Source organism: Desulfurobacterium crinifex, assembly GCF_054656775.1.
Genome location: NZ_BAAHXO010000001.1, coordinates 23,520 through 36,536 on the forward strand (window position 1 = coordinate 23,520; position 13,017 = coordinate 36,536).

Annotated in this window: 16 protein-coding genes; 1 reads left to right on the plus strand and 15 read right to left on the minus strand. The window is 41.8% G+C overall.

Features of this window, described 5'->3' with window-relative positions; translation table 11 throughout:
* Nucleotides 1–20: 20 nt before the first annotated feature.
* From ACYQ3A_RS00150 to ACYQ3A_RS00220, 15 genes are all read right to left on the minus strand, one after another.
* Nucleotides 21–353 carry a hypothetical protein gene (locus ACYQ3A_RS00150; RefSeq protein ID WP_459894312.1) on the minus strand — a complete coding sequence of 111 codons (333 nt, stop codon included), beginning with the start codon at nucleotides 351–353 and terminating at the stop codon, nucleotides 21–23.
* On the minus strand, nucleotides 350–730 hold the full coding sequence (locus ACYQ3A_RS00155; RefSeq protein WP_459894314.1) for a hypothetical protein: 381 nt from the start codon (nucleotides 728–730) through the stop codon (nucleotides 350–352). The genes ACYQ3A_RS00150 and ACYQ3A_RS00155 overlap by 4 nt, the downstream gene beginning before the upstream one ends.
* 362 nt (nucleotides 731–1,092) lie before the next feature.
* Complete coding sequence (locus tag ACYQ3A_RS00160) at nucleotides 1,093–2,862, minus strand: hypothetical protein (RefSeq protein ID WP_459894316.1); 1,770 nt, start codon at nucleotides 2,860–2,862, stop codon at nucleotides 1,093–1,095.
* A 78-nt stretch (nucleotides 2,863–2,940) separates the two neighbouring features.
* Nucleotides 2,941–3,072 carry a hypothetical protein gene (locus ACYQ3A_RS00165; protein ID WP_459894318.1) on the minus strand — a complete coding sequence of 44 codons (132 nt, stop codon included), beginning with the start codon at nucleotides 3,070–3,072 and terminating at the stop codon, nucleotides 2,941–2,943.
* Nucleotides 3,073–3,138: 66 nt separating this feature from the next.
* Complete coding sequence (locus ACYQ3A_RS00170; RefSeq protein ID WP_459894320.1) at nucleotides 3,139–3,273, minus strand: hypothetical protein; 135 nt, start codon at nucleotides 3,271–3,273, stop codon at nucleotides 3,139–3,141.
* A gap of 13 nt (nucleotides 3,274–3,286) precedes the next feature.
* Nucleotides 3,287–3,544 carry a hypothetical protein gene (locus ACYQ3A_RS00175; RefSeq protein WP_459894322.1) on the minus strand — a complete coding sequence of 86 codons (258 nt, stop codon included), beginning with the start codon at nucleotides 3,542–3,544 and terminating at the stop codon, nucleotides 3,287–3,289.
* Nucleotides 3,545–3,623: 79 nt separating this feature from the next.
* Nucleotides 3,624–4,340 (minus strand): hypothetical protein, encoded by a 717-nt coding sequence (locus tag ACYQ3A_RS00180; RefSeq protein ID WP_459894325.1) that lies wholly within the window; start codon nucleotides 4,338–4,340, stop codon nucleotides 3,624–3,626.
* 12 nt (nucleotides 4,341–4,352) lie between these two features.
* Nucleotides 4,353–4,793: a hypothetical protein gene (locus tag ACYQ3A_RS00185; protein ID WP_459894326.1), complete on the minus strand. Its 441-nt coding sequence runs from the start codon at nucleotides 4,791–4,793 to the stop codon at nucleotides 4,353–4,355.
* Nucleotides 4,794–5,127: 334 nt separating this feature from the next.
* Nucleotides 5,128–5,793, minus strand: a complete 666-nt coding sequence (locus ACYQ3A_RS00190) for a hypothetical protein (protein ID WP_459894329.1) — start codon at nucleotides 5,791–5,793, stop codon at nucleotides 5,128–5,130.
* A 353-nt stretch (nucleotides 5,794–6,146) separates the two neighbouring features.
* Nucleotides 6,147–6,959, minus strand: a complete 813-nt coding sequence (locus ACYQ3A_RS00195; RefSeq protein ID WP_459894331.1) for a class II glutamine amidotransferase domain-containing protein — start codon at nucleotides 6,957–6,959, stop codon at nucleotides 6,147–6,149.
* Between the two features lie 52 nt (nucleotides 6,960–7,011).
* Nucleotides 7,012–7,179 (minus strand): hypothetical protein, encoded by a 168-nt coding sequence (locus ACYQ3A_RS00200; RefSeq protein WP_459894334.1) that lies wholly within the window; start codon nucleotides 7,177–7,179, stop codon nucleotides 7,012–7,014.
* A 45-nt stretch (nucleotides 7,180–7,224) separates the two neighbouring features.
* Complete coding sequence (locus tag ACYQ3A_RS00205; protein ID WP_459894336.1) at nucleotides 7,225–7,881, minus strand: hypothetical protein; 657 nt, start codon at nucleotides 7,879–7,881, stop codon at nucleotides 7,225–7,227.
* Nucleotides 7,882–7,929: 48 nt separating this feature from the next.
* Nucleotides 7,930–9,039: an SWIM zinc finger family protein gene (locus tag ACYQ3A_RS00210; protein WP_459894339.1), complete on the minus strand. Its 1,110-nt coding sequence runs from the start codon at nucleotides 9,037–9,039 to the stop codon at nucleotides 7,930–7,932.
* A gap of 79 nt (nucleotides 9,040–9,118) precedes the next feature.
* Nucleotides 9,119–9,679 (minus strand): hypothetical protein, encoded by a 561-nt coding sequence (locus ACYQ3A_RS00215; RefSeq protein ID WP_459894342.1) that lies wholly within the window; start codon nucleotides 9,677–9,679, stop codon nucleotides 9,119–9,121.
* A 49-nt stretch (nucleotides 9,680–9,728) separates the two neighbouring features.
* Nucleotides 9,729–10,091: a hypothetical protein gene (locus tag ACYQ3A_RS00220; protein WP_459894344.1), complete on the minus strand. Its 363-nt coding sequence runs from the start codon at nucleotides 10,089–10,091 to the stop codon at nucleotides 9,729–9,731.
* 646 nt (nucleotides 10,092–10,737) lie between these two features.
* On the opposite strand from ACYQ3A_RS00220, the gene ACYQ3A_RS00225 reads away from it, so the two are divergent.
* Nucleotides 10,738–13,005 carry a type IV secretory system conjugative DNA transfer family protein gene (locus ACYQ3A_RS00225; RefSeq protein WP_459894347.1) on the plus strand — a complete coding sequence of 756 codons (2,268 nt, stop codon included), beginning with the start codon at nucleotides 10,738–10,740 and terminating at the stop codon, nucleotides 13,003–13,005.
* Nucleotides 13,006–13,017: the final 12 nt, after the last annotated feature.

The window sequence follows — 13,017 nt, forward strand, 5'->3', positions numbered from 1 at the left end:
CCGCCCTGTCCCTCTCTGAACTAAAAAAGAGCTCCGTTGGCTATAGCGTTTGCAATTTTTGGAGACAGAACAAGACCTGTCGCTGCCAGAATGGCAACACCGCCCTGTGCCAGCATTCCACGGTAAAACGCAAAAATGGAAGCTGCAACAAGGAAAGTAGCAGCTATCTTACCTGGAACTCCAGTTATGTAATCCTGGACTTTCTGCCAGAGGGGATTCCACTCGTTTCCTCCACTGGCCATAACAGTAGATAGTACAGAAAAAGTAACAGTAATAGCAGCTGCAAAAACAACAACCAATGCCAGCTTGAACAGGAAAGGATGATTCTTCCGGAAATCCTTTATGAATCTCACTTTTTTACCTCCCTACAGAACTTGAAAAGGATGTAAGGGACAGGGCGGACTTGAATATGCACATTCTTATAGTTGCCGAAATAAAACCTTACGACCTTTTCGTATTCCCGGGGAACATCTACAAAAACCTCTCTACTCTTCTTTATCTGCTCTTTCAAGTAGGAAACCTGATCTTTCAGAAGAAGAACGTTTGTTTTAAATGGATAACACCTAAGAGGTGTAACCAAAACATGCTTTTGACAGGAAGTTAAAACAAAGTTCTGGTAAGCAGAAGGATAAACAGAGTCATTTAAATAAACTGCTTTTTCTGCCTGGGAGAAAACTCCGGAAAATGCTTGCCTCACAAGAAAAACTGCAGTTAAAAGTTCCACTATCATCATTCCCTCCTAAGGGAACAGAAGAACTAAAGACAAACGCCTACAATCGTTTAGTGCATATCTCTTAAATAACCTTGAAGCTTTATCCCAATCCTTCTCCAGTAATTCTTTGACCTCCCGGCAAGAAAGTTTTCTACCCTGTAAACCGTATCTATGAGCTACAACATCAGGGACATAAACCCTATCACCTTTAAAGTGTAAACGGTCATACAGATTCAAAATCTGTTCTGGAGTGAGAACATCTCGTGATACTTCTAACATACCAATAAATCTTTAAAAGTTTTCTTCTAATATATATCCCCAGACCCGTCCTGTTCTGCTTGACCGAAACAAAAGCGAACAACTACAGATTTCTTGTTTTTCTACATTCTATTTCTGCGTGCAGAAATTTCATATTCAGAAACCGGTTCAACAGGACCAGAAGCGGCTTCCTCCAGAACAGGAAGACTATACTTCTTCAGGATATCCACTGTTATGCGATCCTTACACACAAGAACTGTTACATGGCCATCTTTATAAGCTCCCAGAAGTAGCTTCTCAAGAGAACGATACAACGAAGGTTTCACACTTTCTTTAAGGGCAGACTTTAAACGCTCAAATAACACCTCATCATTCTCAAGAACATTTACACAAGAAGTTTGACGAGCATATTTATCCCTCAGATCAAACTTCCTGAGAAACTTCTTAAAAAACTCGTTAAAGTCTGAATTACTTTTTTCAAGTGCGAAAGAAATCAAAAAACCATTAGGATTCTTAATAGTTTCAGGACCATATCCAAGTTTCCTATCTCTGGCCATAAGCTCGTACATAATTGCCAGCAGATAGCCACAGTTCTCTCCGTAAACTTTAAGAACTCCCGAATAGATATCCTCTATGCTTTCTACCATTGGACTGCAGAAAAATTCCGGGTATCTTCCCCTAAGGAACTCAGCAACAGTCATAACCTTCCGGCAGATTTCTGCCCGTTTTCTCTCATCCACGACACAGCCAGAGTTAGCCCTTCCTAACTTCGGCTTTTCAGCCTTTTCTGTACTAGAGCCGTAAGGCTCTTTATAAGCGGAACCTTCTTTTCCTGGATTATCCTGTTGTTCTTGTTCTGTACTTCTGCTTACTTTTTGTTTCTTATCTAAGTTGGAAAGCTTTTTTTCTGCTTTTTCGCCGCCATCATTATTATTATTGGTGGCGTCTTCTATAAAGTCTTCTATATTATCTTTTAATCTATCTTCTATTGTTTTGTCTTCTAAAGCTTGCCCCGAGCACTTTGTTTTCAAGGGTCTCTGCTCATTATGTGGTTCCTTATTAGTACCGGGTGGTTCCTTATTGGTACCCTGTGGTTCCTTATTAGTACCGGGTGGTTCCTTATTGGTACCCTGTGGTTCCTTATTAGTACCGGATGATAGTAATGGGTGGCCAGGAAAAATTCTTTTCGCTTCGGCCAGTAGTTCGGAACTCCAGTTGGAGGTAGATAGCAGTTCTATGCGAGTTTCTTTCTTGGTTCTTACTGTCTTTATTAGAGAATGCTTTTCCAGTTCATTGAGAGCCACTATGATGTTTTTCCTCTTCATACGCAGAGCTTCTCTTATTTTTCGGGTGGTTGTTCTTATGACATTTTGGGATGCATACTGGCGGAGGGAACATAGGTACATATAGACCGCTTTAGAGAAAGGACTTAAGGGAAGAATGTATAATAGCTTGGGTACTTTGAACACCAGGTCTTCTCTTACCTTCTCTTCGCTCCATGATTGGGCTACGTAAGGTATTTCCATAGAGTTAATGAGAATGATTTCTGTTTTCTGGGATGTTTTAAAGTGGAATACTCTCTCTGAAACTATGCCTTCGCTCTCAAGAAATTTGAACAGTTCCTGGATTGTTGATTTGCTCTTGAGCTGAAGAATCTTTTTGAGTTCAGAGTAGCTCGTTTTGGCTTTCTTCTCGCTGGTCATGGCCAGGGAGTAGAGGTATCCCAGGAGGACAATCAGTCTGAATAAGGAATACCTTTGGGTTTCGGGATTTCTCTTCAGGAGGAATACTGCTTTGGGTAGGATGACAAAGGGTAATTCCTTCTGGCGTACTAAGATTTCTTCTTTCTTATTGACATTTTCTGTCTTTCCACTTATACTATTCTTAAGCATTGAGAACACCTCCGTATTCGGAATTTCCTTGTCCGCCCCCCACTCGCTGGTGGGGGCTCCGCATTTACAATTCTACAATTATTTTCCTTGGCTTTTAAGTTGTTTGATTTTCTCTGAGTAGAAAGCAGTTAGGACTAAAGCTCTTTCAAGCATTATGGCCATCTCTGCAAATGTCTCAGCGAGTTCTTCTATAGTCTTTACTCTGGCCATCTTAAGAAAGTATTCCCTTTCTTCTTTTTCTTTCTCGGCGAAAAGCTTGTAGGTGAAGCCTCCTTGCTACCAGTTATTCAGCAGTTTCTGAATTCTCTCTTCAACGAATTTTCTGGGGTACTTCTTCGTTTTCGTGATGAAGGATATTATTTCATCAATCTCTATCTGTTCTTCTAAGAGGACTGCTATTTCCCTTTCCATGTATCCTCCGGGATCAGTTGCTACTTGAGACTCTGTCAGCAGCTTTAATAGCTTTTTCTTTATCTATTCCTGAAGCAGTTAAGAATTCAATTATCCACTCACGGGAGTTAAAAGTTTGAAGAGCAAGCTCCTTCATTTTTCCAGGCCACTGGTGAAAAACTTCTGCACCTTTGGGAAGTATAGTATACATTGTGTGTAGGTATATAAGAGCTCCGTTTTTCTGGCAGAATTCTGCATGTTTGCCTTTACTGCACTCTTCTGCAAGTTTCATATTGCATTCTCTTGCTAAAGAGTCGGGATATGCAGTGAAGAGAGCTAATAAAACGAGGATTGTTTTTCATTTTCTCCTCCTAACCGAGTAGTTCTTTAAGAACGAAAGCTTTGTGAATAGGAATGTTTTTCAAGATAACGCTTCCTATCCTGAAAGTGTTGTCAGGTAAAACCTGTATTCTGCCGAGTTTATTCCCAAGGCTAACAGTTCCACCTGTTAGACAATAACTTTCCATAGCCCTTTTGAGGAGCTCTCTCTCATAGCTGTTGAGTGTGAAAACAGCTCCTGTTTCAGGGTTTAGGAATGAAAAATCATCTTTGTTCTTTAAGACGAGAGCATTATTGCTTACTTTGTAGGAGAAAGATTCTCTTTGCCTTATGGATTCAAGAATTTTCCCTCCTAACGTTAGTGCCCTGAGTGGATTTAGGGTCCAGCTTCCTCTTTCAAAAACCGGTTGTTCGGTGTTCCCATTCCACCTGCTGAAGATTACAGTGGCTTGAGTTTTTTGAAATAGAAGTATAAAGCTGTCGTTTCTTGCTCTTATTGTTCTATGCCACTCTTCTGGTGGGACAGAAGGTAGTACGGATTGCATGAAAAGCTTTATTAGGTCCTCGGCCATGAGAAAATGTTTCTGGGTTACCAGGGTTCTTATGTCCTTTACAGGCTGTACTGTTAGATCCTCCGGCTTTAGTTGGGGATTTTGCTCTAAAAGCCATTTAGGAACGTTTGAGAATTTAGGAGCTACATTGGAGTTTAGGATGAAATTACCGTTTTCTATGAAAAGTCCTCTAACCATCTTTCAACTCCCTTAAAAGAAGTTTTTAAAGCTGTCATGCTCTGGATACTCTTCCCACTGGGGAGGAGGTAAGAGCTCGGGTAAAAGCTTCCTTGTGTAAAGCAGAGGATTGAGCACTATTTCATAGGTTGGAGAGCCGGTAACTTCTATCACACGTTTTAGTATCTCGTGTTCTTCTACTTCTGATCCTGCAATGAACTCCGTACTTTCTGTGATGACGACCTTTACAGGGGATAGTGGAGAGTCGCATAGTTCTTGTATGGCTGATATCACGACTTTTGTTGGTAGACCTGTTTCTATGCTTAGCTCGTCAATACTTACAAGTCCCAACCGTTTCTCTAAACGACGGAATGTTTCATAAACTTCTTTTACAATCCAGGGCTCAACTTTGTAGTGGGGTGTGAATATGTCGTGTTTTAATGTTGGAAACCACTGTTTAATTTTATTCTCCATGGCTTTCTCCTCCTTACAATGCTGGAAAAAGGTTTATGGTTATGCTCTTTCTTCTTAGGTTCATACGAAAGGGAGTCCTTTAAGTCCTTTGAGACTGCACACATGAGAAAGGACATCCAATATTCTTTTGTATCCACTGCTGGTTCTCAGGATTATCCTCTTTCTTCATGAATTCATATAACTTTACAGTCTTTAGGATTTCGTACATCGCATAAGACGCTTGGAAAGACGTTCCAGATCCAGGTACCGAACGGCAATAGCAATGGAAAGGACTTCTTTTTCCGAATTCCTCTGACGGTTGCTGTTTATTGTTCTCTTTCATCTTCATTCCCCTTCAAGATATTAGCGAGAGCACTCTATAAGCAACGTCAAAGTTTGTTTCTACTACGTAATCTCCTATTCCAAATATGATTGCAGGGAAACCTTCTTTATTAGAGCAGGCTATTACGGTTCCTAAGAATGGCTTCAGATCTTCCTTGGCTAAGAATTGGAGTAGTGACAGCTTCAGCATCTGCTGCTCGCCAACGGGGATTTCAATGTAGGTATTAAGGAAGCTAAACATTACTTTGTCAAATTTCCTTATTATCTTGATGATAGATCCGTCTTTGCATTCAAAGCTTTCTTGGTAGAAAGGAACTGTTCGCTTCATGAAATCACAGGTCATTAGTAGAGCTCTGGCTTTGAAGTTTTTTTCAAATGCCACAGCTCCGTGTCTGTCGTTGTGCTTGAAACTGATAACAAGGTCCTTTTCTTCGTTGAATATCTTTACAGAGTAAGAACCGTCAACTTCAGTCACTTCTTTCTCTCCTTGAGCCCTAAGTAGAGCTCTGTACAGGATGAGATAGTTAACTGTCCTATCTGTGAATTTTGGATTCCTGTCTCTATCCTTTGCGAGCACCCTTGGTCTCTCTTCCTGAAGGAAGAGGCCTCCTCCTTTGCCGGGAAAGTAAGCTTCTTTTGATTTTTGGATAAGTTTCTCAATGTGTTCTCTTCTTGCCATGACATCACATCCTTGAATGATATTTCTGTTTTTTCAAAAATAAAAACTCAGGAGGACTTTTTCAAGATAGGAGAACAGATTTTGTTCTGCTCTCCTATCCTCAAAAACCCCCCCTGGATTTGGTATATGAAGGTAGAAGAATAGTATGGTCTTATGGAACAAGACTTTAGGTATGTTTATGTTGATACTTATAGTGGGAAATAATACAGAGGGATAAGGTCAAGAGACTATAAACAAAGCAAGGGGACCACAAGTATCTGTTTTGTTGTTCTCTGTAAGATGCTGTTTTCATGGTTCACCTCCTTGAATGGTTTTTAGATTAAGAGGCCCGCCAAGCGGGCCTTGCTATGCTGTTAGAATTCGATAATGTCTCCTGTTTCTATCACTTCCTCTAACTCTGGAGGGGCGTCCCAAAGGCTGCCGTCCTCCAGAAGTATGCCTTCTGCTGTCTTACGGAGAACCCGAAGTCTGGTTCCAGAGTTTCCCATGGCTATGGTTTTCTCTCCTCTTTCGTTGAAGTATATGTGGTAGTCGGGCTCTGTGTCTTCCCAAAAGTTGAAGCCTGGATGGTTGTAGGAGCTGTATCTTGAGCGATAGCTGTTGTAATAATTTCTTATGGGTTTGCTTAGCTTAAGCCCGCGATACTCGTGCCATTGTCCTTTGAATAATTTTCCTTCTTTGGTCCATAGTAGAACTCTTGATCCTGAACGGTTTAGTATGTCATAACGTAGCATGTATTTGAAGTTTTTGAGACCTATCCTTCTGGCAAATTCAGCTACGAAAAGGGTGTCAGACTTGATGTTTTTGTAAGACGTTGGGATCCTTACTCCAAATGTTCCATTGTGAAACATTACTGCAAGGGAATGACCTGTTAATCTGTTGTGGCTTATTACCGGAAATGGGTGGCATAACAGAGGAGATACTCTTCCGTGAGTTGCTTTTCTGAGGTGGAGAACGAGCTCAAATTCTTCGGAGTTGAAGCGGGAAAAGTCCGGGTCGTTTAACAGGTCTTCCAACTTCATAAAACCTTTTTTGAAAAAGATTGGATATTTTTCATCCTCTAACTTTACGGCGAATCCCGCTCCATCAGGATTCGCTGTCCACTGTTCTCTTATGAGACTTTCGGGTATGACTTTACCTTCCGGTTTGACAATTACTATACACATGACATCCCCTCCTTGAATGTTATGGTTTTTCTATTCAGCCCCAGAGGATGATTTAACGTTCGGGGGCTTTTACGGTTTCGTAGGAATAGTTAAGTTCCTCAAGGATTTTTCTAAATTCCTTGAGAAATTCTTCTGTAGGTTGGTGTAGTTCTACTTCGTCTTCGATTACTGAAAATTCTCTAAGGTGGTTGTGGTGTATTACGTTCCAATATTTCGGCAATAGCTTCGGCTTCGTCTTGGGAGCAGCCTTCCACTTGAATGTGTTTTAGTCTCTGAGGTCAAACACTTTCTTGGCTGTGTATTCGCAGAAGCATTGAGGACATAGGAGCTGGAATCCGAGCTTCTCAGGATCAAAAGAGGCTTTGCCTGTTTTCTTGTAAAGAGCTACAGTTTCTTTAATCTTCTTGAGTTTTTCTTCAGCTTCCTTGTCAGATAGAGCTCTGAATACAAATGTGCTGCTGTCCCACCAGCATCCAGGGCAGTTGGGTGCTTCAGAGCTTTCAACCATTACTACGTAGATATGTTCCCCAAGGTTCTTTATGCAAGTGTGAAAAATTTCTTCAAGGTCTTCTTTAAGCTCTTCTGGGGAGTCCCAGTAATGCCAGTACTTTCGTTCGGATGTAAATATCGCTTTATCGTCCAGCAGTATAAGTAAAGAGGATCTATCGGAGAGAGATGGAGATACTAAAGGTCTGAGAAAGCCTTCAATCTTCTTTTCTTCCTTGAGGTAATCGCATACGGACCAGAGGATAGCATAGAATTTGTCTGCTATGGCTCCTTCTGGGTTGTCAGGTCTTAAATCTGCTGGATCTGCATCTTCGTAAAGGACAGCATAGAAGATTTCTTTTTCGTCTTTGACTTTAGGTAAAAACCACTCCCTTGCGTAGGCTATGGTTCTTCTGTAGAGTTCCTCTCTGACCATGGTTTTCCCCTCCTTGAATGGTTTTAAGAATTAAGGGGGCTGTGCCCCCTAAAACACTTCAAGAGGATTCTTGATACCTTTTTCAAGTACCGACATGCATTCTTCTGCTCTGATTGGAAACTCCTTAATGTGCAGTGCCATCAGTGTGAAATAGAGTTCTTTTCGTGACAGGAGTTGCAAGATTTTTCTTCTTGTGAACCAGTCAGAAGGAGATGGTTTGTTATCTTCTCTCCATGCCAGTAAGGCTTTTATGAACAGATTTGCTATGTACTTGGCCTTGAAGAGGATTTCGGGAAGCTTTTCCGGTCTACTCCAGAATCCTCTTATTTCAATTGTTTTGCCGGTGTTCTTTCGGAGGTTAGTTAGATTAATCCAACAGTACCTATCTGACCATTCTGTCCTGTGGGCAGGACGGCAATATTGGTTGGGAGGCCTTAGAAAGACCTTTTTGAACTCAATAGCGTTTTCTATTACTTCTGCTACTGCATGAAGAAATTTGCAAGTTTCAGAACTTGCTCTTTTGTCCACATCAAAGAAAGTGTCCATGTTTACATGGACATGAATACCTTGGGTTTGAAATCTTCTGTCTTGAAATTGAGTTAGTCTTTCCCAGTAGGGATTGGTTACCCAATTCCAGGCTCTTGATGGTCCAAGTATGGGGGTTTTAAACTCCACGTCCACGGAGGCGTCCCTTTCGATCAGGAGACCCATAGAAATGAGTTCTCGTAGGTTGCTGTCTCCAATTTCGAGATTCTGATATTCACTCTTTAGCTTTACTTCAATTTCCAGGCCGTAGCATTCGTTGAAGATGGGAATGCTGGTAGTTCTGTGAGAGTAGTGATTTATGAAGCTTCTTATGCTTGTAAAGGTAGGTACTTCGAGATTTTCTGGAATCTGGATGTAACCGTTAAGTATTTGCTGAATGACAAAAAGCAGATGTTTACAGCGCCTAAATCTGCGGAAACCTTCGCATGTGCAGGACAGATTGTTACCGATAGTTACGGTATATTCGTTTCCCCTGTTGCTTCTCACTCTAACTACGAGCTGGGAGTCCTGAATTCCCGTGCTTAAAATTGTGTGTCCTTCAAGCTCAGGTTCTGTTCTGTACTCCCTGAGCATAGTATTAAATCTTTCCCTGAGAGTTTCCAGTGTAGGCATGGCGTTCCCCTCCTTTAATTGCTGTTAAAAAAGAAAAGCCCGCCGAAGCGGGCTGTTTTACGCTGTGGAAAAGGGATTGTTAGAAAATGTCGTCCGGTAGTTCTTCGTCATCTACCGGAACTTCGTCATCTGGTTGAGGAAGAGGCTCATTTCCGCCTTCTTCCTCCTCAACTCTGATAGCTTCTTTGTAGCGGAGAATGGTATTCAGTTCTTTCATCCAGTCAGCGAGGGCTGCTAATTCTTCTCCGCTACATGCAACATTGATACGTTCTCTCTGTTCTCCTTGCAGAACAAGGAGTATTATGGAGAACCCTTTTTTTCCATTTCGCTCCCACCTTTCAATTAATAACTTTTTAGTAGGAGCATCTTGCTGGTCGTGGTTTTTGTGGACAAAAACTTCTTCCTGAGAACTTTGTCCTTTCAGGACTTTTGTTGCTTTTGCGTAGAATTTGTAGCACTCAACCGGATTCATTTGTGTCAGGAGCTTTTTGTGGTTTTCTCCAGCCTCCAATGTTGCAAAGCGAACCCTGAGAGCTCCTGTCTTCTCGATCCATCCGTTTCTTTGTCTTACTTTTGGTCTCTCTTCAAATTCAACAACTGAGCTCCTTGAGTAGAGTGGGTAGTAGATTCTCCTGGCCATGACGTCCCCTCCTTGAATAGGTTTTAGTTTATTTGAGTAGAGCTGTGGTTTACGAATTGGATACGAATTCAACTGTTGGATGTTCAAAGTCAGCGGAGAAACAGGTTGTCTTGTAAATCTCTTGTAGAGCTTTGATGCTTTCTTCGTCAACCACTATCTTGGCGAAACTAAATTCTTTCTTTTCAAATAGGATGGATTCTACTTCTTCCACTATGTGCTTTAGCCCGAAGAAGTCTTCTTCCCATTTTCCTTCTTTGGTTTTAAAGAATGTTGTGACGGTTCTTGGGCTGGCAATGATGCAGTTTTTTTCTCTTTCGACAAAAGATTCTTTAATCCTGAAGCGTATAAAGTTTCTCGCATCTTCAGAGAAGAACTTTCCTGTAGGTTTTTTTCTCCATATCGTGAGTCCCATGTCCCCTCCTTTAATTGAGTGCCAAGTTGTTGATTGAATTTGATAAGATCTTCTACTGTCTCTGCTTCCATAAAACAGAGAATTCCTTGTTCGTTGATGAAAGACAGTACTACACTGTCTTTAGTGAAAATCACGCACACGTTTTTCATGATGTCCCCTCCTTGAATAGGATTTGTGTCAATTTAGATAGTCACCTCCTTGAATGAATTCCCCCCTTTATTATGCATTGGGGTAGATGCTATGTTTCGTTTCTTTTTGTTGTTTTTCTCGTTCTGTCGTTGTCTGTGTTGCACACAAAAAGCTCAATCACCAGATGTCTGGTGGCTCAGCTTTCTGCGTGCAGGAATGTTAAGGGACCCGAGGAGGGTACCCGGGAAGGCGTAGAACTGTTCCAAGGGTATGTCGTCCGCCTCCTAATGTCTGTCTGAAAAATAAAAAGGGTCTGCCCCTCTTCTGAAGAGCAGACCCTAATGTTTCTGTATCTATGTTAGCTATGTAGTTAGCAGTTAGTTACGTGTTTGTTCTGTTAGGACTCGTGTTGCTAAGTATCTTTTCTGTAGTTCCTTATCAAGCTGTCAAAGAACAGATATGTTCTTATGTTCTATTATAAGCAGAACAGAACAAGGTTTCAAGTGGAGGAGAACAGATGTCCTGGGATGATAGAGGTGGTTGGGGACGTTCTGCTTGGGAGGGAAGTTCAGGATGGCAGGGAGGCTGGGAAGAACAGAGGAAGAAGAACGAGAAGTGGCAACGTATGCAGGCTGCAAATGATTTTTCAAGTGATCCTACTGGAAAAGAGAAGCTGACGTTCTTTGGCATTCTGTCTAGGGTTCAAAATGCTTATGCCTGGGAGAAAAAGGTCATAGAGTCTGGTTTGGATAGACAGGATTTAGAGCAGTTCATGTATAACTTTCAGGCTACTGAATACTGGAGGTGGTTTAGAGCGGCGTTCAAACATGGCCTGACGGAAATTTTGATTTTCCTGCTGCTACTTCCCATAGCTATCTTGGTGGAGCTCCGGATTATAGACCTCTACAATGGCGATACCTTTTACGAGCTGTTCTCTGTGTTCCTTATGTTTTCCGTAAATATAGGCTTTATGATGTTCTACCTTTACCTTTCAAGGTTTGTAGTTGGAAGTCTTACTAAGAGAATGCTTTCACCACTTGTTTGGGGACGAGCTATTCCCCTTTTCATTAAGTCTACCTTATTGGTTCTCTTGGGGCTGTGGCTGACAAAGGAGAACTTACCTCCAGAACTTGTAGCGAAACTTTCTCACTATCTGACTTACATAGCTGATGGGGGACTTACTGCTAATGAAATCTACCACCGTATTTATGACAACCTACCTCAGTTGAGAAATGGCTTTTTCTCTGCAGCTGTTGCTTTTTCGTTGTTTGGAGCACTTCCTCTTCTAATCTACAGGTTTAAGAAACTTCCAGAGGGCGGATATAAGGACTGGATTAAGACGGTTAACAAAAAGGAATGTAAGCTTGATAAAAGCAAGGTTGGAGATAGAAAACTGCATTTTGGTTGCGGGATAAGGATTTATCCTTCCCTTCCGGATGATAAAACGAAAATTCGTCCTGTCTTTCAGTCCGATGCCGAACGTTCAACCCATACGGATATCATGGGTACAACGGGAGTGGGTAAGACGAGATTGGCCGAAAGCTTGATAGAACAGGACATCCTTATGGGAAACTCGGTTATAGTCATAGATCCAAAGCCTGACTGGAACTTGTTCTCCAGAGTTTGGTCTGCCACAGTTGAGGCTGGTAGAACTGAAGAGTTCATTTTCATATCTCTTCTGCATCCTCACCTTTCTTCTGGCATTAATCCTTTGAAATTCTATGTATATCCTGATGAGGTGGTTTCTACGATAGTTTCAACTATTCAGTCTGACGACAAGTTCTTTGTTGACATAGCTCTTGAAATGACCACTCTGATAGTGAATGGCCTGTACTTCCTGCACTCTCAAGAGTTTGGCAGGAGGAAACAGTTTTCTTACGCAGAGATATTGAAATACATATCTCAGGACGGTCTTGCCAGGATTGCTCAGCAGATAGAGGCGTACAAAAATAGAGACCCGGAAAAGGTTATGGCCCTCCTGGAAAACTACAGGCAGGCGATAGATTCTCCTACCGATTACTTCAACAAAGTAGTTTCAACTCTTAGGACAAACGTTGCCAACTTCGCCCATGGAGTGGTTGGGAGTATAGTTGGGAAGTCTGATGACAACCTCGTGATAGAGAGGCTGGAATCCGGTAAGAGAGTTATTTGCTATGTCATGACAGGAGCACAGACCTTTAAAGACAAGGCTAATCAGCTTTCACGGGTCCTTCTGGCGATGATAAATAACCTCGCTGGTAGGTTAAACACTTCGGGAATGAAACTTCCTTATCCTCTCAGGATCCATGTTGATGAGGCTTATACAGCTCTTTATCACGGCATAGAACATCTGTTTGATAAGGCCAGATCAACGGGTATAGGGCTCGTTATGTACCACCAGTCAATAGGTCAGTATGTAGAAGCTGTTGGAGAACAGCTTACCCAGACAATTATGGATAACATAAACACTTTCTTCTTTATGAGAGTTACCAAAGAAGAAACGCAAAAGTTTGCCTCTCGTATGACCGGTATGCGGTTTGCTGCCCTTCCGACCTTTAGTGTTGACGGCCATGCAGGAATGTTTCCTAACGAGACTTTTCGCATACCGCCTGAGGCTTTTTCAGATTTACCGGCCCGTATGGGAATTCTCGTAAGGACCAACGCCCGAGATGAGGAGTATTCAAAGGTTGTAGACCTGATTAAAACTCCTCGCATTAAGCCTCCGAAATTCAGAGTAAGAGCTGAAGACCTCAGAGCTGTTCAGGATGAAGAGAGAATAGTTAACCTGCTTAAGAACTACATCTAATAGGGAGTCCTT